At 59.4% G+C, this 19,356-nt stretch carries 17 protein-coding genes and 1 other annotated feature; of the genes, 16 read left to right on the plus strand and 1 reads right to left on the minus strand.

Annotation, left to right across the window (positions count from 1 at the left end; all coding sequences use genetic code 11):
• Positions 1-166: 166 nt before the first annotated feature.
• The 15 genes from ET418_RS13525 (at position 167) to ET418_RS13595 (ending at position 16,362) form a co-directional block, all read left to right on the plus strand.
• Complete coding sequence (locus ET418_RS13525; RefSeq protein WP_149308369.1) at positions 167-2,731, plus strand: glycosyltransferase family 1 protein; 2,565 nt, start codon at positions 167-169, stop codon at positions 2,729-2,731.
• 51 nt (positions 2,732-2,782) lie between these two features.
• Complete coding sequence (gspL, locus tag ET418_RS13530; RefSeq protein WP_149308371.1) at positions 2,783-4,096, plus strand: type II secretion system protein GspL; 1,314 nt, start codon at positions 2,783-2,785, stop codon at positions 4,094-4,096.
• A complete protein-coding gene (locus tag ET418_RS13535; RefSeq protein WP_246153079.1) occupies positions 4,093-4,644 on the plus strand; it encodes a general secretion pathway protein GspM in 552 nt (183 codons plus the stop codon). Before gspL ends, ET418_RS13535 begins: the two co-directional genes overlap by 4 nt.
• A complete protein-coding gene (gene gspN, locus ET418_RS13540; RefSeq protein ID WP_149308373.1) occupies positions 4,641-5,483 on the plus strand; it encodes a type II secretion system protein GspN in 843 nt (280 codons plus the stop codon). Before ET418_RS13535 ends, gspN begins: the two co-directional genes overlap by 4 nt.
• Positions 5,484-5,629: 146 nt before the next feature.
• Positions 5,630-6,295 carry a nicotinate-nucleotide adenylyltransferase gene (gene nadD, locus ET418_RS13545; RefSeq protein ID WP_149308375.1) on the plus strand — a complete coding sequence of 222 codons (666 nt, stop codon included), beginning with the start codon at positions 5,630-5,632 and terminating at the stop codon, positions 6,293-6,295.
• Positions 6,271-6,684, plus strand: a complete 414-nt coding sequence (gene rsfS, locus ET418_RS13550; protein ID WP_149308377.1) for a ribosome silencing factor — start codon at positions 6,271-6,273, stop codon at positions 6,682-6,684. The genes nadD and rsfS overlap by 25 nt, the downstream gene beginning before the upstream one ends.
• Before the next feature lie 295 nt (positions 6,685-6,979).
• Positions 6,980-7,438: a 23S rRNA (pseudouridine(1915)-N(3))-methyltransferase RlmH gene (locus tag ET418_RS13555; protein ID WP_149308379.1), complete on the plus strand. Its 459-nt coding sequence runs from the start codon at positions 6,980-6,982 to the stop codon at positions 7,436-7,438.
• A 181-nt stretch (positions 7,439-7,619) separates the two neighbouring features.
• Positions 7,620-8,336: a lysophospholipid acyltransferase family protein gene (locus ET418_RS13560; RefSeq protein ID WP_149308381.1), complete on the plus strand. Its 717-nt coding sequence runs from the start codon at positions 7,620-7,622 to the stop codon at positions 8,334-8,336.
• Entirely contained in the window at positions 8,337-8,522 is a 186-nt protein-coding gene (locus ET418_RS13565; RefSeq protein WP_149308383.1) for a hypothetical protein, read from the plus strand. It begins immediately after the preceding gene.
• A gap of 4 nt (positions 8,523-8,526) precedes the next feature.
• A complete protein-coding gene (locus tag ET418_RS13570) occupies positions 8,527-8,928 on the plus strand; it encodes a tetratricopeptide repeat protein (protein ID WP_149308385.1) in 402 nt (133 codons plus the stop codon).
• Between the two features lie 84 nt (positions 8,929-9,012).
• Positions 9,013-10,689, plus strand: coding sequence for a ribonuclease J (locus ET418_RS13575; RefSeq protein ID WP_149308387.1), 1,677 nt, complete (start codon positions 9,013-9,015; stop codon positions 10,687-10,689).
• 364 nt (positions 10,690-11,053) lie between these two features.
• Positions 11,054-11,581, plus strand: a complete 528-nt coding sequence (locus ET418_RS13580) for a BAR domain-containing protein (protein ID WP_149308389.1) — start codon at positions 11,054-11,056, stop codon at positions 11,579-11,581.
• A 937-nt stretch (positions 11,582-12,518) separates the two neighbouring features.
• On the plus strand, positions 12,519-12,893 hold the full coding sequence (locus ET418_RS13585) for a toxin-antitoxin system TumE family protein (protein ID WP_149308391.1): 375 nt from the start codon (positions 12,519-12,521) through the stop codon (positions 12,891-12,893).
• Positions 12,894-12,904: 11 nt separating this feature from the next.
• Positions 12,905-13,342: an HVO_A0114 family putative DNA-binding protein gene (locus ET418_RS13590; RefSeq protein ID WP_188055566.1), complete on the plus strand. Its 438-nt coding sequence runs from the start codon at positions 12,905-12,907 to the stop codon at positions 13,340-13,342.
• Between the two features lie 200 nt (positions 13,343-13,542).
• A complete protein-coding gene (locus tag ET418_RS13595; protein WP_149308393.1) occupies positions 13,543-16,362 on the plus strand; it encodes a GPMC system transcriptional regulator in 2,820 nt (939 codons plus the stop codon).
• 81 nt (positions 16,363-16,443) lie between these two features.
• Here the strand turns inward: ET418_RS13595 and ET418_RS13600 are convergent, their stop codons facing one another.
• Positions 16,444-18,009, minus strand: a complete 1,566-nt coding sequence (locus ET418_RS13600; RefSeq protein WP_149308395.1) for a 2-isopropylmalate synthase — start codon at positions 18,007-18,009, stop codon at positions 16,444-16,446.
• A 155-nt stretch (positions 18,010-18,164) separates the two neighbouring features.
• Positions 18,165-18,394 (minus strand) — a binding site (T-box leader).
• 207 nt (positions 18,395-18,601) lie between these two features.
• Here ET418_RS13600 and ET418_RS13605 point away from each other — a divergent pair.
• A complete protein-coding gene (locus ET418_RS13605; RefSeq protein WP_149308397.1) occupies positions 18,602-19,177 on the plus strand; it encodes a dihydrofolate reductase family protein in 576 nt (191 codons plus the stop codon).
• The last annotated feature ends 179 nt before the right edge of the window (positions 19,178-19,356 follow it).

The raw sequence follows: 19,356 nt of genomic DNA on the forward strand, positions 1-19,356 counted from the left end.
CCCTCCTCGAAAGCCCTTTCGTGCGGCGTAGCGCCCGGCCTTCGCAGCCAAAGCTGCTTCGGCGGAGTAGGGCTGCTACGCCTCCTCGGGGCTCTCTCCGGGTGCGACGATCTGACTATTTTTGAACAACCTGGGTTTTCAACAACCCTAGATTAGAGGTGCCGTTATGGACTTTACCAAGATGCTGCACAAATTCACGGTCGTTCCGTCGCTGACCGACGAGTTGGTTGCGCTCCAGCGGGTCGCCTACAACATCTGGTGGTGCTGGGAACCGGACGCCATCAACCTCTTCCGCCGCCTGGACACCGAATTGTGGGAAGCCACGCGTCACAACCCGGTTGAGATGCTGGGCATCCTCCAGCAGACCACCCTGGAGAGCCTGAAGAACGATGAAGGCTTCATGGCCCATCTCGCGATGGTGGACGAGAAGCTTTCCGACTACCTGGCGGAGAAAACCTGGTTCCAGAAGACCTGCAACGGCAGTTCCCAGATGAAGGCGGCCTATTTTTCCATGGAGTTCGGGCTGCATGAGTCGTTGCCGGTCTATTCCGGCGGCCTGGGCATCCTGGCCGGCGACCACCTCAAATCGGCCTCCGACCTGGGGCTGCCCCTGGTGGGCGTGGGGCTGCTCTACCGCCAGGGCTATTTCCGCCAGTATCTCAACAACGAGGGATGGCAGCAGGAGTACTACCCGGAGAACGACTTCTACAACCTGCCGCTGACCCTGGAGCGGGACGCACAGGGAACCCCGCTCAGCATAGAGCTGGACTTCGGCCCCCGCAGGTTCAAGGTGCACATCTGGCGGGTGCAGGTCGGCCGGGTGCCGCTCTACCTGCTGGACACCAATCTGGAGGAGAACAGCCCCGACGACCGCCTGATCACGGCCCAGCTCTACGGCGGCGATCAGGAGATGCGCATCCTGCAGGAGATCCTGCTGGGGATCGGCGGCATTCGCGCCCTGCGCGCCCTGGGGATCATCCCCAACGTGTGCCACATGAACGAAGGGCATGCCGCCTTCCTGGCCCTGGAACGCATCCTGCTCCTGATGGAGAAACGGGGCGTCCGGTTCAACGAGGCCCTGGAGATCGTCAGAGCCGGCAACGTCTTCACCACCCATACCCCGGTGGAGGCGGGCATCGACCATTTCCCCGCCGAGCTGCTGGATCGCTATTTCGGCAAATACTACCGCTCCCTCGGCCTGAGTCGCGACGATTTCCTCGGCCTGGGGCGCCAGAACCCGAAGAACCCCCAGGAGACCTTCTGCATGGCGGTACTGGCCCTCAAGCTGGCCGGCCACGCCAACGGCGTGAGCGAACTGCACGGCGAGGTCTCGCGCAAGATGTGGAAGAACACCTGGCCGGAACTGCCCGAGGAGCAATTGCCGCTCACCTCCATCACCAACGGCGTCCATACCCGCACCTGGATGTCTAACCACATGGCCAGCCTGCTGGTGCGCTACCTGGGGACCCGCTGGCTGGACGACCCGACCGACCACAACGTCTGGCGCCGTGTTTCAAAGATCCCGGACGCCGAACTGTGGCGCACCCGCCAGAGCTGCCGCGAAAAGCTGGTGGATTTTGCCCGCAAGCGTCTCAAGGAACAGCTGGTCAAGGTGGGGGCCACGGTCAAGGAGATCGCCACGGCCGAGGAGGTCCTGGACCCGGAGGTGCTGACCATCGGGTTTGCCCGCCGTTTTGCCACCTATAAACGCGGCACGCTGCTGATGCGTGACCTGGACCGCCTGGCGCGCATCCTCAACAATACGGAGATGCCGGTGCAGATCATCTTCGCCGGCAAGGCCCACCCCCAGGATCAGGAGGGGAAGGAACTGATCCGCCAGATCAATCAGATCTCCGACCTGGAACGTTTCCGCCACCGGATCGTCTTCATCGAGGACTACGATATGGCGGTGGCCCGCCACCTGGTGCAGGGGGTGGATGTGTGGCTCAACACCCCACGGAGACCCCTGGAGGCCAGCGGCACCAGCGGCATGAAGGTGGCCTTCAACGGCGGCCTCAACATGAGCATCCTCGACGGCTGGTGGTGCGAGGGGTACCAGGGCAACAACGGCTGGGCCATCGGCAAGGGCGAGGTCTACGAGGATACGGAGTACCAGAACCAAGTGGAGAGCCGGGCCATCTACGATCTGCTGGAAAAGGAGATCGTTCCCCATTTCTACGACCGGGGCAGCGACGGCATCCCCCGCTCCTGGATCGCCACCATGAAGGCCTCCATGCAGAGCCTCTGTCCGGTATTTTCCACTGACCGTATGGTGCAGGAATACGCCGGCCGCTCCTATACCCCTTCCTATCAGCAGTGGAAACAACTGGTGGACGACAACCTGGCCCTGGCCCTGGACCTGGCACGGTGGAAGGAGCGCACCTTCAAGGTCTGGCCGCTGGTGCGCATCGAGGATGCCTCGGCCCAGGTCGCAGACGCGGTGGCGGTGGGCAGTCTCGTGCCGGTGTCCGCCAAGGTGTTCCTGGGGGATCTTCCGGTGGAGGATGTGGCGGTGGAGGGGTATTTCGGCGTACTGGATTCAACCGGAAACATCCAGGGAGGGGAAACGGTCCCCCTGGAGAGTGTAACGCCGGCCGGCAACGGCCTCTACCTGTTCAGCGGCACCATCGAATGCCGCTTTTGCGGTCGGCACGGTTTCATGCTGCGGGTCATGCCCCGGCACAAGGTGTTGGGGAATGTGTACGAACCGGGGTATCTGCTCTGGGGATGACGAGCAGCCCCCTGCCCGTTTATTTGATTATTAACGTAACATAGGAACGACATGGACTATCTGGTCATACAGGTCGAATCGCAACGTGTTCTGGCGGCCCGCTTCGGGGTTGGGGGCACGTCCCTCTCCTTTTCGGGGGCCGCCGAATTTGAAATAACCGAGGAACAGCCGCTCTCCGCCGTCGCCGGCCGGATCGCAGCCGGTATCGACGGCGCGCCGCGCGTCGTGCTCTGCCTCTCCACGACACTGTTCGCCCAGCGGACACTGGAGTTGCCGCTGGATAACCTGCGCAAGGTGCGTGAGGTGCTGCCGGGGCAAATGCAGGGCGAGATCGCCCTGCCGGTGGAAGAGGTCGTGTTCGATGCCCTCCCGCTCGGAAACGGGCGCTACCTGGCCCTGTGGGCGCGCAAGGCCGATCTCGGCCACGCCATCGACACCTTCCGGGAGGCCGGCTGCGAACCGCAGGTGGTCACATCCGCCCCCTTCGCCTGGAACTTCCTGCCGGAATGCCCCGCCGACGCCGCGGTGTGCGACGGCACCGCCCTGGCGATCATGAGTGAAGACCGGGTGACCTTCGCCCGCGCCCTTGACGCCGCCGAACCGCACCAGGGGATCACCGCCACCCTGGCGGCCCTGGAACTGGGGGAGGCACCGTTTCCTCCCCGGCTGGTCCTCTTCGGCGAACGAGCGGCCGAACTCGCGGCCAGTGGCGACCTTGCCCTGCCAACGGAGCGGCTGGAGATGCCCCATGCTCTGGCCCCCCTGTTCAAAACCGATCAGGCATTCCAGCACCTGGCCGGGCTCCTGGCCGTGGCCCGGGCCTGCCAAGCCGGCGTGCTCCCCGACTTCCGCCGTTTGGAGCTGGCCTGGACGGCCGGTGACGCCGCCCTGCGGAAAAAACTCATTGTAACCGCCTCCCTTTTGGCCGCGGCGGTCATTTTGCTGTTCGTCTCCCAGGGGCTCAAGTACCGGGCCGTGAAGGCCGACCTGACCTCCCTGGACAAATCCATCGCCGCCATCTACCGGGGAATCTTCCCCGGCCGCCCCAAGGCCGTGGATGAAGTGGCCGAGGTCAAGGGGGAGATCAGAAAGCTGGCCGGCCCAGCGGAGGGAAGCTCCTCCCTCGACGTATTCAAGAAACTGGCCGAAGCCAAGGGTACCACCATCAACGGCCTCTACGAGGCCGAGCTTGAGGGGGGGAACCTGCGGGTAAAGGGGGATGCCCGGTCGGCCCAGGCGGTCAACGAATTCAAGGCGGCCCTGGCGCCGTTCATGGCGACCGTGGAATTGGGTGAGGTCAAAAGCCGCCCCGACGGCTCCGTGACCTTCACCTTGGTCGGCACGCTCAAGGAGGCCAGGAAATGATGAACCTGCTGGCAGAACTCCAAGACTTCTGGCGCGACCTGGACCGCCGCACCCGGCTCACGGCCGGGTACTGCCTGATCGCCCTCCTGGCCGTCTTCCTTTTGTGGTCGGCCCTGGCCGGCCGGACCGCGGCCCTGGAACAGAAACGCCATGCGCGGGAGACGGTGCTCAAAGAACTGCTGCCGCTCAGTGTGGCCTACCGCACGGCCAAGCAATCCTCCGACCAGCTAGCCGGGCGCATGGCATCGGTCCGTCCCGACGATTCCGTCGCCAAGGTCATCGACGAGATCGGCATCAAGGGCAAAGGGGTCAAGATCGCCCCGATCAAGGGGGAAGAGCGGGGCGGCATGCTGGAAGATGCCGCCGACGTGAGGATCGACGCTGTGACCACCAATGAGGCCATCAACCTGATCTACCGCCTGGAAAAGGGGGGACGGCCGGTACTGGTGAAAAAGGCCAACCTGCGGGTCCGTTTCGACGACCCCTCCCGCCTCGACCTGGCCCTGATCGTCGCCCTGCTGAAACCGGCCCCCGGACAGCGCAAATGATACCACGGCAACGCCTGCTGCGGGTGGGCGGCCTGCTGGCGGCGGGTATAGCCCTCTTTCTGGCATGCACCTACCTCTTCCTGCCCACGCAACAGGTGAACGAACTGATCGGCCGCCTGCTGGCCGATCAGGGACTTACCCTGACTCCCGGAGCGCACAAAACCCCGCTCCCCGGCCTGGCGTGGCGCCAGCCGGTCCTCTCCTCCGACCAGGGGGCGCTCGCGCGCCTCGACCGGTTGACCGTCCGGCTCCGGCTGCTGCCGCTGGTAACGAGGCACGCCGTGGTCGGCGTAACCGCGGCCCTGGGGGCGGGACACCTGGACCTGGGATACGGCATCAACGGCTCGGACGCCCTGGAACTCGCCGCCGACGGCATACAGCTGTCGGACATCCCGTTTTTCAAGACCGTCCTGGGCGCCACGGCCGGGGGAAGTCTCTGGAGCGAGGGGCGGCTTACCCGCAAATCGGGCAGGGTGTCCGGCGACCTGAAGTTGGAGGTAAAACAGCTGGCATTCACCGGGGTCAAACTGGGGGTCTTTCCGCTGCCCGACGCTGCCAACCTGCGTTGCCAGGGAATGGTGCGGGTCACGAATGGCCAGGCGCGACTGGAGAGCTTCACCCTGCAGGGGGACGGCCTCTACATGCGCCTGTCGGGGGAACTCCCGGGTGGCGCCAATGCCGCGACGCTGCCGCTCAACCTGACCCTTGAGATCATGCCCAAGCCGGAGTTCATGGACAAACAGAAGCTGGTGTTCCTGCTGCTGGCCAAGTTCACGGCCTCGCCCGGCGTGTACAGGGTGCCGATCAGGGGAACCCTGCTCAAGCCGGTCATCATGTAGGCACGACGCCATATTTGAGCGCTACCTGCGTTGGCTCGTCGAAAGCTCCTCGACATAGTTTACACTATGCCTCCGTCGCTTTCTCCTCGCCGCCTTGGTATCATCTCAAATCTGACGCGTGAGAGAATGAAACAGGTGAAAGCAACATGCGAATTGGACTGATGGGGGGCACCTTCAACCCGGTGCACCTTGCCCATCTTCACATAGCGGAGGAGGCGCGGGAGGCCTGCGCCCTCGACCGGGTGGTCTTTATCCCGACCGGTGACCCGCCCCACAAACCGTTGGCGGGGGAGGTACCCTTTGCCCAGCGTAGCCGCATGGTCGCTCTGGCGATCAGCGGCAATCCTTTTTTCGAGCTGTCGCTGGTCGAGGGTGAACGGGCCGGGAAATCCTATTCCATCGACACGATCCGCGTTTTCCGGGAGCGGTTTCCCCAGGATGAGCTCTCCTTTATCATCGGCAGCGATTCGTTCCTGGAGATCGGGCAGTGGTATCGTTTCCGGGAGATCTTCGCCTCCTGCAACCTGATCGTGGTGGAGCGGCCGGGCAAGCGCATCAGCGACCCGGTGGAAGCCCTTCCTGTTGCCATACGGGCAGAGTTCAGCTATACTTCCGGCGCGCGCAGGCTGGACCATACTGCCGGCACCAGCGTCCAATTCCTTTCCGGCTGCCCGCTGGATATTTCGTCCAGCGAAATCCGCGAGTTGGCAGCGGCGGGACGTTCCATCGCCGATTTGGTGCCGCCGCAGGTGGCGGCCTACATTACAGAACAGGGGATCTACAACACATGCCGGTCACAAAAACGACAGTAGCAGAGAAACCGGTGCTTTCCTCCCAGGAGCGGGCATTGAAATGCGCCGAACTGGCCTATGACAAGAAGGCCTTCGACATCCGGGCTCTGGAAATTTCAAAGGTCTCCTCCATCGCCGACTACCTGGTGATCATCTCCGGCAACTCGGACAAGCAGAACCAGGCTATTGCCGACGGTATCCGGACCGGCCTGAAGCAGTACGGCAAGATTCAGGATATCGAGGGGGAGAACGAGGGGAAGTGGATCGTCATGGATTACGGCGACGTGATCGTGCATATCTTCAGCGACCAGCTCCGCCATTACTACAAGCTGGACGAGCTCTGGCACATGGCGCCGGAACTGGACCTGCCGGAAGAGATCAGAAGCGCCCGCAAGGAAGACGATTTTTGACAGGTTGTTGAAAAACAGCCATCTCGCCGTCGTCCTCGAAAGCCGCCTTGTGACTTCGGCCTTTGGCCTCACCCTTCGGGCGCCTTCGCGGTCCAATTTCACAAGTGAAATTGTGCGGCGTAGCGCCCGGCCTTCGCAGCCAAAGCTGCTTCGGCGGAGTAGGCCTGCTACGCCTCCGCGGGGCTTTTCTGCGGTTACGACGATCTGACTATTTTTGAACAACCTGGGTTTTCAACAGCCCGTTAGGCTTACGGAACCCTGAATACGTGACGCCTTCAGGGGAACGGTAGAGGCAATGAAACTCCGCGTCGTATGGGTGGGAAAGAGCAAGGAAGAGTGGGTCAAGGAGGCGCTGGCGGACTATGCCGGGCGCATCCGCCGCTACTGCCCGCTGGATTTGTGCGAGGTGCGGGACGAAAAGGGGGCCGGGGCCGAAGAGATGCGGCGGCGCGAGTGCGAGCGGCTGGAAAAACAGATTCCCCCCGGCGCCACTCTGGTCTTGCTGGACGAGCGGGGCGGGCAGATGGATTCCCCCGGATTGGCCGCTTTCATCGGGACACAGCGGGATGCCGGTATCGGCGAGCTGGTTTTTGCCGTGGGCGGGGCCTACGGTTTTTCCGAAGAATTCCGCAGCCGGGGACGGCTGCTCTCCCTGTCGAAGATGACCTTTACGCACCAGATGGTGCGGGTGTTTTTGCTGGAACAGCTCTACCGGGCGTTCAGCATTCTGAATAACGAACCGTATCATCATTGAACCTAAAGGCAGTTATTCACCACAAAGGCACAAAGAGCACAAAGGGTTCATAGCGTTAGGGGCGAAAGGCATTCACCCGAATGGTGAGTCCAGCCAATTATGAAATTGTCATGTAACTAACTGAAACCATTCTTTGTGTCTTTGTGGTGAACTGCTTTTTATAGGTTGAAGCGAGACAACCGTGGACGCTTCCCGAATTCGGGCATACCTGTATCTGGCGTTGTTTATTCCAATCACCTTTCTCTTTGCCGCCAGCGCGCTTCTCGGCACCCTGCTGGACGGCAGCGGGAGGGTCTATGCCGTTCACGCCCGGCTCTGGGCGCGGCTGGCCCTTGCCATGGCCGGCGTCAGGGTGACGGTGAACGGCAGCGAGCACCTCCCGGCCGGGCCGGTCATATTCATGAGCAACCACCAGAGCAATTTCGACATCCTGGCGCTCCTGGCGGCCATGCCGCGCCAGATTTACTGGATCGCCAAGAAAGAGCTCTTCGATATCCCGGTCTTCGGCCCCTCCATGCGGCGCGGCGGCTACATCCCCCTGGACCGGGGCGACGGCCGCAAGGCGCTGAAGAGTATGGACAACGCCGCAGCGATCATCAGGGAGGGCAAGAGCGTGGTCATGTTCCCCGAGGGGACCCGCTCCCTGACCCGGGAACTGCTGCCGTTCAAGCGCGGCGGCTTCATCCTGGCGCGCAAGGCCGGCGTGCCGGTGGTCCCGGTCACGATCAACGGCAGCGGCAGGATCAACCCCGCAGGCCTGATTAGACTTTCGAGCGGTGCAATCGACATCGTGCTGCACCCGCCGCTGGTTCTGCCGCCGGACATTTCAAAAAGTGAAGCCGAAACAGCGCTCATGGAGCGAACCCGTTCCACCATCGTTTCGGCCCTGGAGCATTAAATGGAAATCGGTTATCAGTATCTCGCGCTGGTCGTTGCCGGTCTCGCCGCCGTTATCTGGGGGCTGCCCGCGGCCCATCGCCTGCAAAAGCCGTACGACATCGCCGCCGCGCTGGCGGTCCTGGCCGGCGTCATCCTGACGGCGGTCGGCATCCTGTTGACCATAATCCCCTCATTTTTCAGGTGAATTAATGGACGAACGAATCAAAAAAATCGCTGTGAACTCCGCCATCATCATCGTGCTCACCCTGCTGTTGTTCCTCGCCGGGACCTGGTGGCGGCTGGAGGCCCAGTTCCAGGCGGGTGAAACGGCCTTCACCAAGGGGGATTTCACCGGGGCGCTGGCAGGATACGAGTCGGCCATCCATATGTATATACCCTCCCATCCGACCATTGAAAAGGCGGCCCAAAAGCTCTGGCTCCTGGGAGAAATCGCGGAGCGGCAGGGGGATGTCAACCGTGCCCTGATCGCCTATCGCGCCCTGCGGAGCGCCTTTTACGCCGACCGCTGGCTGGTGCAGCCCGGCACAGAGTGGATCGGGCGCTGCGATCAAAAAATCGCCATGCTGGTGCCGTTACAGCGGGAGCGGTAACTTCGCTCAAGTTCCATTCTCGGTGCGCCCCGTAGCTGGAGGCTGCACCGAACTATCGGCCCGTTGCGGCAGAAAGAAACGTCTATGGATACCCCAGAACCAACAAATAGCGCACTTCAGATCATCCCCCTCGGGGGACTGGGCGAGATCGGCCTGAACATGATGGCCTACCAGCACGGCGACGATATCATCATCGCCGACTGCGGCCTCATGTTTCCCGAGCCGGAGATGCTCGGCATCGACTATGTCATCCCCGACATCGCCTGGCTGCGGGAGCGCAGCGACCAGGTGCGCGCCATCTGCCTGACCCACGGCCACGAGGACCACATCGGCGCCCTCCCCTTCGTGTTGCAGGAGTTGAACGTGCCGGTGTACGGCACGGCCCTGACCCTCGGGTTTGTCAACGAAAAGCTCAAGGAGTACAAGCTGGACGGGGTGGTCGAACTGGTCACGGTCAAGCCCCGGGACACGGTCGAGTTGGGCTGCTTCCGGGTGGAATTCCTGCGGGTGGCCCATTCCGTCGTGGACGGGTGCGCCCTGGCCATCACGAGCCCGGAAGGCGTGGTGATCCACACCGGCGACTTCAAGATCGACCAGACCCCGGTGGACGGGCAGCTGACCGACCTGGCCCGGCTTTCCGCCTACGGCGACCAGGGGGTGCTGGCCCTGCTTTCCGATTCCACCAACGTGGAGCGGGAGGGGTACACCATCTCCGAGAAGTACGTGGGCGAGGCCTTTGCCGATATCTTCCCCAAATGCAAAGGCCGCATCATCGTGGCGGCCTTTTCCAGCAACATCCACCGCGTGCAGCAGGTGGCCGACGTGGCCATCGCCTGCGGACGCAAGGTCCTGCTGAACGGCCGCTCCATGATCGCCAACGTGCGCATCGCCCGCGAACTCGGCTACCTGAACATCCCCGACGACATGCTCCTTGACGTGCGCGAACTGCCCTACCTGCCGCCCGAGCAGGTCTGCATGGTCACCACCGGCAGCCAGGGGGAGCCGATGTCGGCCCTGACCCGCATCGCCCTGGACGACCACAAGCAGATCAAACTGGAGCGCGGCGACACGGTCATCCTCTCCTCGCGCTTCATACCGGGCAACGAGCGGACCATCTCGGAGTTGATCAACCACCTGTACCGCCGCGGGGCCGAGGTCTTCCACGAGAAGGTCTCCGAGGTCCATGTCTCGGGCCACGCCAGCCAGGAAGAGCTCAAGCTGATGATGAACGTCGTCCGTCCGCGTTTCTTCCTGCCGGTGCACGGCGAATACCGCCACCTGGTCAAGCACATCCAGCTCGCCCAGAAGGTCGGCATCCCCGAAGGGCGCTGTATCCTGGCCGTCAACGGCGACGTGGTTTCCTTTTACGCCGATACGGCGGCGATCACTGAAAAGGTGGAGTCGGGGCGGGTCTTCGTGGACGGCAAGGGGGTCGGCGACGTGGGGAGCGTGGTGCTCAAGGATCGCAAACACCTCTCCGAGGACGGCATGGTGGTGGTGATCATCGGCCTCAACCAGTCCAGCGGCGCCCTGATCCACGGGCCGGACATCGTCTCCCGTGGGTTCGTGTTCGAGGACGAGAGCCAGGAGTATCTGGAGACCGCCCGCGGCATCGTGGTCGATGCGCTGGACGAGCTGAACGACGAGATGCGCCGCGATTCGGAGGCAGTGAAGACCGCCGTGCGCCAGGCGTTGCGGCGTTTCTTCAAGAAGACCATCGAGCGCAGGCCGGTGATTTTGCCGGTGATCATGGAGATGTAGCGGGGCAGCTATCGCCTCCACATATTCGCAACCAAAGCAAGGGCCTACAGAGTTGATCTGTAGGCCCTTTTTGTTATTGGTCCGAACAACATTTTTTGTATCAAAGTGATACAAACGGCGGCATCCGAACAGGTTTCGGGTGCCATTTTTCGTGTGAAAACAGTGAGATATACGATTGCACTTTGTGTGTTAATTTTATTAACATACTGAAATTGCGTTGAAATGTGTGTTTGCATGGAGTAGAAGGGGATGGGTGGTGACGAATGGGCGGCTTTGCACCCCGTCAGCACTCCCCCTTACTGTCCCCGGAATTCTGAGATAAAAACAAAGAAGATATATTACGTAAAGCTTTTATGGTGTCTCAATGATCGAGTTTGTTGTCAATTTTATAAGTATCAATGCGGCCACACTAATCTCTCTGCTTGCATTGGGAATAAGTGTTAAATCTTATTCTGTTTCGCATCGAACTATTAAGCTCAGTGAAAAAACTGCTGAGAACGCTAAAAAACTAAAAGCATTTGAACAACGCGCTGAAATACTTGAAATACATGATAAGAAAAATGCTAAATTAGGTACTCTACAACTGATATATGCAGAACAATTCTCAGTTTTAACGAACAACCCATATCTTCCCAAAAAACATCCGAAGGAATTAGAACGGATACGAAACAATATTGAGTGTAATCGCAACGCTAGCTCATCTGAGGTAAGAAAATTTCTAGAGGCATTAGACGAGAGTTCGGATACAGCAGATAACACTAAATTGTTAGCTGATGCAAAAAGGTTCCTGATTGCAATTGAAGAAGAAATAGTTAAAGAAGATCGTTGGCTCAAAACGCTGAAGGAAGAATTAAAAACATTTCCCCACCCCGGTAGTAAGATTCGCTCTTAATAACTCTCTGGGAATTATAGGGGCATCCATAATAATGGAATGTACATCCCAACCACGCCGTTGGACTCCTATCGGGCAAAAAATGCCGCTCGAATGGGTCAACGTTGGTACTTGTTGAACAAAGAAAGGAAAGGACATCTGAGATGCTCCCATCATTATTAGACTCTCCGATAGGAATTCCGGGGACAGTATATTAAATTGAGAGTTAAGTATGCTGTCCCCAAAATTACAGAATTCGTCATAGTTCTTTGCTATTTATGGCCAGAAATACAATAATTATAAGAAAATAATCACTGCTGCACAATCACTAGTTGAACTGAGAAAAAATGAACAAACAATTCCCTGAATATAAATCGCTGATCCGCACCGTTTGTTTCATATTGATACTTTTATCATCTATTGCATTAACTGGATGCGGCGGTTGTGGTGGGTTCAAATTATGGGGAGGTGAATACTGCGATAATCTCTTTACACCCAACTGGTATAACAGACATGCCAAGTTTGTCAGATTTATGAACGCTGAAGTTGGCAAGCCGTTTCCAACATTATTCACGATGTGTAGTTCGAGGTATGAGCATTCTGAAATGATAGATAATGATCATATAAAGTATGTCTATTCGCATAGATCGGGTTGCACCTACTACTGCGTTGTGGATTCGAAAGGCATAGTTGTGAACACATCGTTTGAGGGTACAAAAGAAACATGCTGGCTACCGTTAAACTGATAGCTGTCTGAGCTCAATACGCCACTGGAGCCAACTCGCTAACGTCTCTTAGCTCAGCGGCAACGCCATAACCCTGGGAGATTGCCTGGGGAGGCTACCTTTGATATTTAAACATTCTAAATGTTGTTTATAAGTTGAACCTGCGCCCGGAAATGTTCCAAAATAATTTGTATTTGGGCAGCAAATAACGTATGTTTATCATTAGGTGATAAATGTCAAAAAAACCGGATTCATATATAGAAGAGAGGGATACCGGACTCGACACACTTTTGTCCCTGCACGGGACCACCTTTGAATTTGGTGATGATGGTTATTGGGTTAAATTTGAGGCATGGCTGGTGGCGCCAAATAAACATAGGCCCCACGGCATCAACTATAGTCTGACTTTACATGATAGATACAATAAAAGAGTAATAGGATTTGACAACGCTCATGCTCCCCAGCGCAAGCCAAAGGGATACATTGGCCGAAAGGTCGAATGGGATCATGAACACAAGACTGAAACCGTTCAGGAATATGATTTCAAAACTCCTGCACAATTGCTCGTGGATTTTTGGAATGTCGTTGAAAAAGTAACATCTAAGTAAGAGGTATTATTATGGGAAAAGCAGTCAGGGTGGGAATCATCTCTAAAGATGATTTTATAGCGAAAACAATTGCAATCGCAAAGGGTGATTACAAACCGGCCATTGATGAGCCTAAAATGTGGTTCGAATCGATCAAGTCATTTGCACAGCTTCTGGGGGATGAAAATCAGGAGCTATTGCAGATTATTGATGAAGTAAAACCGGATAATATGAAGCAGTTGGTAGAGATGACCGGGCGAAAGGCGAGTAATCTTTCCCGAACGTTGCATTCGTTGGAGGCTCGTGGGATTATCAAGCTTGAAAAGAACGGCAATGAGGTAAAGCCCGTGGCCTTGGCAACAAGCTTTATCGTTGAAATAAACAAACCGAAACGAAAGATTGCTCCGGTTATGGCCCGAGCAAAAAACAACCTGAGTGCTATAAAGGGGGCTGCTAGGCGGCAGGTTTGACATTTACACCAATTCCTTACAGACCCTTTTGGCCTCCCCCACCCCCTAGATTTGAAACCGTTATTATCCGCTCCGCTTGACACTCCGTCGCCCTCCGCGCTACACTCAACTGTGTAAAATATTTACTCAACTCGGGTCGCCGACAAGCACGGGATGCGCCGCTCCGTAGCGCGCATGCCAACCCGGCTTCAGGAGTGCATATGCCCACCGATACCAGACTGGACGCACTGCGTGCCAAGATCGCCACCTACGGCAAGGAAAACCAGGGTGAGTTGTTGTACGCCCTCTCCGAGGGGGCCCGCCTCTTGTCGGGGAGCGAGCGGGTACGCATCTACCTGGAGGACCTGACCCGGGGGGCGCTCTCCTGCGTCTATGCCACCGGCGACCAGGCGGCGACCATCCGGGATGTGCATTTCCCGATCATCTCCACCGAAACCGTGGTTTCCAGCGTCTTCGTCAGCCAGTATCCCGTGGATTTCAGGAGCGCCGCCGCCCCGCCCCTCTCGGCCGACCGCCTCTTTGCCGAGACCTTTGCCTTTCGCGCCGCCTGGATCATGCCGGTGGTGAGCCTGGGCAAGTCCATCGGCGTGCTCTGCGTCGACAGCGAGGCGGGCGGAGAGATCCTGAGTGCCCAGGACAAGTCCCTCCTGGCCGATTTTGCCGGTTTCGCGGCCGACCGGCTGGACCAGGCCCGCATCTACCACCAGCAGGTGCAGTTGGCCCGCCGTCTGGAGGAGTTCAAGGCCCGGGAGGCTGCGGGCATGATGGTGCAGTCCGCGGTACGGCTGATCGAGAAGCTCTCCCTGGCGTCGGTGCTCGTGCCGGGGCAGCAGCCGGGAGCAACGGTGGGCGAACTGGAGATCCTGGCCAGCTATTCGGAGGACGCCCAACTCAAGGCGCTCTACGACCAGCAGGGCGCCATCGATCTGCACAAAGGCAAATCACTGATCTCCCTGTATGTGAACGATCAGGCGGTGATCGACGACGAGCGCCTGCTCAAGCCGATCTTCATCGCCGACCTGACCCAGCACCGGCTGCAAAAGCGGGAGCTGACCGAGTCCATGGCCCTGCGTTCGCTGTACGTGGTGCCGCGTTTCGAGCCCAAGAGCCGTCGCATCATCTGCCTGGTAAACTACTTTTCCCACGACCTGCACCGTTTCAGCGATTTCGAGATGGGGCTGTTGCAAACCCATGCCGAGATGGTGGAACGGGTCATCAGCGAGGTGGGGGGGGAACACCTGGAGATCCGGGTCCTGTCCGAGATCACCGACCTGTTGAACGAGAGCACCGAGAGCCTCCAGCCGTTTTTGACCAAGGTGCTCTCCAAGGCCACCGAGCTGATCGGCGCGGATACCGGCAGCATTGCCGTGGTCAGCGAGCGGGACGGGGTCAAGTGGCTGGTGGTGGAGGACGAGGCCGGGAACATCATCGGCGCCAAGAACAAGGAGTGGCTCAAGAAGTACATCCCCCCGTTTCTGATCGGAGGCCCGGAGTTGCCGCCCGAGGAGCGCAGCCTCACCGGCTACGTGGCCTTCACCAAGCAGCCCAAGATCATAGCAAAGGTCGAGGAGGAACAGCAGGCCGATGGCTTCCACCGTTCCATGAGTGATCTCCTGAAGAGCGAGATCGCCGTGCCGGTCATCTGCGACGACGAGGTGATCGCGGTGATCTGCCTCAACTCCCTGTACTACGATCATTTCCGCGAAGAACACCGCCGCATCCTGCAGATCATCGGCTCCCTGACCGCCCGGCACGTCTCGGACCTGCAGCGCATCGAACGCCTCCAGGGGGAGGTGAACCGGCTGACCAGCGACGTGGCCTACAAGGACCCGCACGTCTCCTCCTACCGCCTGGGCAACATGATCGGCAACAGCTCCGCGTCCCAGGCCGTGGTGGAGTTCATCAGCACCGTCTCGCCGCCGCTCTTCAACCGGATCGTCTTCTGGAACCGCAACATCCTCCAGGAGGCCACCATCGGGCTCCCGTCGATCCTGGTGACCGGGCCCACCGGTTCGGGCAAGGAGTTCTTCTTCAACAACCTCTACAACAATCTGAACGGCCTCTACCGCCAGCAGATCAATCCAGGGGGCGAATTGCCGGTCAAGAAGACCAACATCGCCGCCTATGCCGGCGACCTGACCTATTCCGAGCTGTTCGGCCACAAGAAGGGGGCCTTTACCGGCGCCTACACCGACCGGCGCGGCATCCTGGAGGAGACCATCGGCGGCATCGTCTTTTTGGACGAGATCGGCGACGCCGACCCCAAGACCCAGGTGCAGTTGCTCCGCTTCCTGGACAACGGCGGGTTCGTGCGCCTGGGGGAGAACACGGAACGCTACAGCCGCGTGCTCGTGGTGGCCGCCACCAACAAGAACCTGCAGGAAGAGATCGCCGCTGGCCGCTTCCGCGAGGACCTGTACCACCGCCTGGCCGAGCTCTCCATCCGCCTCCCCTCCCTCAACGAGCGGCGCGAGGATATCCCCGACCTGTCGGTGCACTTCCTGGGCAAGCTGTACCGCACCTACCGGGGCGAAAGTGAACCCTCGGACAAGCCCCCCGTCCTCACCAAGGGGGCCAAGGAGATCCTCACGCGGCACACCTACAAGGGGAACATCCGCGAACTGCGCAGCATCCTGCTCAGGACGCTCTTTTTCCGGCGCACGAACGTCATCTCCGGCGACGCTATCGCCCAGGCCATTGCCGGCATGGGTGAGGGCGATACCGGTGCCCGGCCGCTCCCGCCGGCCCGCGACCTGGACAAGCGGCTGGCGGATGATATCCTGGAACGGATCGCCGCGGGGGGCGATTTCTGGGGCGAGGTCTACGAGCCGTTCACCCGCAGCGACATCCCGCGGGAGACGGTGCGGCTGGTGATCGAGAAGGCACGCGCCACGGCGGGCAAGACCCTGCCGGCCGTGGCGCGCCACCTCAAGGCGGTGGGGGGCGGAGATGCGGAGGAGGAGCGGCTGCGGCTGTACAAGTTCAAGAATTTTCTCTACAAGACGGTGAAGCTCGGCTGAGGAATTTTCAACAGAAAAGGAACGAAGGCCGGGCGCGATTGCTGCCCGGCCTTTTGTGGAAGTAGGGGAGGTGAGGCCGGGTCAGACGGTTTCCTTGAGGCGCTTCTGCCGTAAATTCAACCTGTTGAGCGCATGAACGTAGGCCTTGGCCGAGGCCTCGATGATATCGGTGGAGGAACCTTTGCCCACCACGACGTTGTTCCCTTCGGCCACACGCACGGTGACCTCGCCCTGGGCGTCGGTGCCGCTGGTGATGGCGCCCACGTTGTATTGCACCAGTTTGGCCTTGGTCTTAGTCAGTTTCTTGATGGCCTTGAGGGTGGCATCGACAGGACCGTCGCCCAGTTCGGCGGTGCGCACCGGCTCGCCGTCGATCTCCAGCTGCACCGTGGCGGTGGCCACGGCAAAGGAGCCGCAGGTGACGGTGATGTGGCCCAGCCGGTACTTCACGTCCTCGCGGGACTCTTCCATCACGATGGCGTCCAGGTCTTCGTCGAAGACCTCCTTCTTCAGGTCCGCCAAGGCCTTGAAGCGCTCAAAGGCCCGGTTGAGCTTGTCGTCGTCCAGTTCGTGCCCCAACTCCTCCAGGCGCTGCTTGAAGGCGTGGCGGCCGGAGTGTTTGCCCAGCACCAGGGCGCTGGCGGAAAGCCCCACCGATTCCGGCGTCATGATCTCGTAGGTGGACTTGTCCATCATCATGCCGTGCTGGTGGATGCCCGCCTCGTGGGCAAAGGCGTTGGCCCCCACGATCGCCTTGTTGGGCTGGACCCCGATCCCGGTGATGTTGGTGAGGAGCCGGCTGGCCGGGGTGAGCTGTTCGGTCGCCACGTTGGTGGTAAAGGGGAGGATGTCGTGACGCGTGCGCAGCGCCATGATGAATTCCTCCAGGGAACAGTTGCCGGCCCGTTCGCCGATGCCGTTGATAGTGCATTCCACCTGGCGGGCGCCCGCCTGCACGGCGGCGATGGAGTTGGCCACGGACAGCCCCAGGTCGTTGTGGCAGTGGACCGAGATGATGGCGCGGTCGATGTTCCGCACATGCTCCTTCAGGTAGGTGATGATGTTGAAATACTCGAAGGGGATGGTGTAGCCGACCGTATCCGGGATATTGACCGTGGTGGCGCCGGCGTCGATGACCGCCTCGACCACCTCGGCCAGAAACGGCAGCCGCGTCCGGGTGGCGTCCTCGCAGGAAAACTCCACGTTGGGGGTATAGGAGGCGGCCCGCTTGACCGCCTTGATGGCCGCCGCCAGCACCTTGGCCGGCTCCATTTTCAGCTTGTACTGCATGTGGATGTCGGAGGTGGCGATAAAGGTGTGGATGCGCCCTTTGTCACCGGCGTATTTCAGCGCCTCCCAGGCCCGGTCGATATCCTTGTCGCCGGCGCGGCACAGACCGGCGATCTGGGGTCCCTTGATCTGCTGGGCCACCAGCTTGACCGCCTCGAAATCGCCTTCGGAAGCAATGGGGAAGCCGGCCTCGATCACGTCCACGTTCATCTTCTGGAGCTGTTTTGCCACCCGCAGTTTTTCTTCGATATTCATGCTGTTGCCGGGGGCCTGTTCGCCGTCCCGCAGCGTGGTGTCAAAAACCCTGATGAGTTGCCGGTCGTCCTGCTTCTGTTTTTTCGTCGGTGCCTTTGCCATGTCTCGCTACGCTCCTTTCCTGGTTGTACACAACGCCGTTCGTTCGTCGAAAGCCCTGGGGCAAGTATATCCCCTTTTCGGCGCTTTCGCTCTGCCGGGGGTAGAATTCCGGCGTCGTGGTATGGTGATCAAAAATAAAAAAAGCCTCCGCCCCAAACAGGGGCGAAGGCTTTATAAGCACATTCGCGGTACCACCCTTTTCACCCGACACGATGATCTGTATCAGGCCTCGATTCACCCTTCACGCGGGAGGACGGCTTCGGCTAGCCAGAGGTTCACCGAAACGGCTCTGAGGCGAGTTCATCGATCACGCTTACCGGTTCGCACCAACCACCGGCTCTCTGGGAAGCCTGAAACGACTACTACTCCTCTTCGTTGCCTTTTGGATATGGGTCATCATAAGAGGAACAAAACGGCAAAGTCAAGATGTTTTATTTTTGGTGGGTTGGCACTACCTCAATCTGCCGCACCGGGGTGACAGCCCCGAAGACGGCACATGGATGTCCCGATTTCAGCCCATGAAAAGGTGCAAGCGTTGAGCGCTTGATGGTGAAAAAGCAATTTGCTATCATAAAGCATGGAGGTTACTACCATGCGTAAATTAATCTCTGGAATGAAAATTACTGTTGATGGGAAGTTCGAGGGGCCTCAGGGCTATGCGGAGTGGGTAGAAGCATGGTCGGATGACTACGGCGTGATGCCTGAAGTAGATGCGTGCTTGCTGGGGGGAGGTATGTACCCCGGCTACGAGCAGTATTGGACCGGGATACAGAATGAGCCGGACAAGCCTGCATGGATCACTGGCAACCCGCCGACACCTGCTGAGCTTGAATGGGCACGCTTCATTGCGCAGACCCCGCATTATGTGCTATCGCGCACCCTGACTTCGGCGCTCTGGCCAAACACGAGCTTCATTCGGGGACTGGAGGAAATCGCTGCTCTCAAGCAACGGTCTGGCAAGGACATTTATCTCATTGGGGGTGCTCGAACAACGGCGAGCCTTATCGATGCCGGACTCGTGGATGAACTCCGGCTTATTATTTATCCGCTGATCGCCGGTGAGGGGAAGGGGCTCTTTGCGACGACGGAACGTTGTCGTGGGCTTGAACTTCGGAAGGTTCAGCAGCTTCAATGCGGGCGCGTGAGCCTGATCTACGGAATCGACTAACCGAAAAGACCAGATGCTGCCGCTGCATCGGGGAATATACCGGGTTTGGTGCGGATTGCACAACAAAGCCCCTCTGGATCGGAGGGGCTTTGTTGGTTTGAAGAGCCCGGTTGGGTGGTGAAGAGGCCGGGGTGGGGTGATCCCCCAAACAAAAAACGCCCCACCGGTTTCCCGGCAGG

Origin of the sequence: Oryzomonas rubra (assembly GCF_008369015.1) — a bacterium.
Lineage (GTDB): Bacteria > Desulfobacterota > Desulfuromonadia > Geobacterales > Pseudopelobacteraceae > Oryzomonas > Oryzomonas japonica.

Coding starts and splice junctions, on each gene's coding strand:
- ET418_RS13590 (WP_188055566.1), top strand. CDS start 12,905: ATGGGAAAAGCAGTCAGGGTGGGAATCATCTCTAAAGATGATTTTATA.
- gspL (WP_149308371.1), top strand. CDS start 2,783: ATGGACTATCTGGTCATACAGGTCGAATCGCAACGTGTTCTGGCGGCC.
- ET418_RS13525 (WP_149308369.1), top strand. CDS start 167: ATGGACTTTACCAAGATGCTGCACAAATTCACGGTCGTTCCGTCGCTG.
- ET418_RS13575 (WP_149308387.1), top strand. CDS start 9,013: ATGGATACCCCAGAACCAACAAATAGCGCACTTCAGATCATCCCCCTC.
- gspN (WP_149308373.1), top strand. CDS start 4,641: ATGATACCACGGCAACGCCTGCTGCGGGTGGGCGGCCTGCTGGCGGCG.
- ET418_RS13595 (WP_149308393.1), top strand. CDS start 13,543: ATGCCCACCGATACCAGACTGGACGCACTGCGTGCCAAGATCGCCACC.
- ET418_RS13605 (WP_149308397.1), top strand. CDS start 18,602: ATGCGTAAATTAATCTCTGGAATGAAAATTACTGTTGATGGGAAGTTC.
- rsfS (WP_149308377.1), top strand. CDS start 6,271: ATGCCGGTCACAAAAACGACAGTAGCAGAGAAACCGGTGCTTTCCTCC.
- ET418_RS13555 (WP_149308379.1), top strand. CDS start 6,980: ATGAAACTCCGCGTCGTATGGGTGGGAAAGAGCAAGGAAGAGTGGGTC.
- ET418_RS13585 (WP_149308391.1), top strand. CDS start 12,519: ATGTCAAAAAAACCGGATTCATATATAGAAGAGAGGGATACCGGACTC.
- ET418_RS13535 (WP_246153079.1), top strand. CDS start 4,093: ATGATGAACCTGCTGGCAGAACTCCAAGACTTCTGGCGCGACCTGGAC.
- nadD (WP_149308375.1), top strand. CDS start 5,630: ATGCGAATTGGACTGATGGGGGGCACCTTCAACCCGGTGCACCTTGCC.
- ET418_RS13580 (WP_149308389.1), top strand. CDS start 11,054: ATGATCGAGTTTGTTGTCAATTTTATAAGTATCAATGCGGCCACACTA.
- ET418_RS13565 (WP_149308383.1), top strand. CDS start 8,337: ATGGAAATCGGTTATCAGTATCTCGCGCTGGTCGTTGCCGGTCTCGCC.
- ET418_RS13570 (WP_149308385.1), top strand. CDS start 8,527: ATGGACGAACGAATCAAAAAAATCGCTGTGAACTCCGCCATCATCATC.
- ET418_RS13600 (WP_149308395.1), bottom strand. CDS start 18,009: ATGGCAAAGGCACCGACGAAAAAACAGAAGCAGGACGACCGGCAACTC.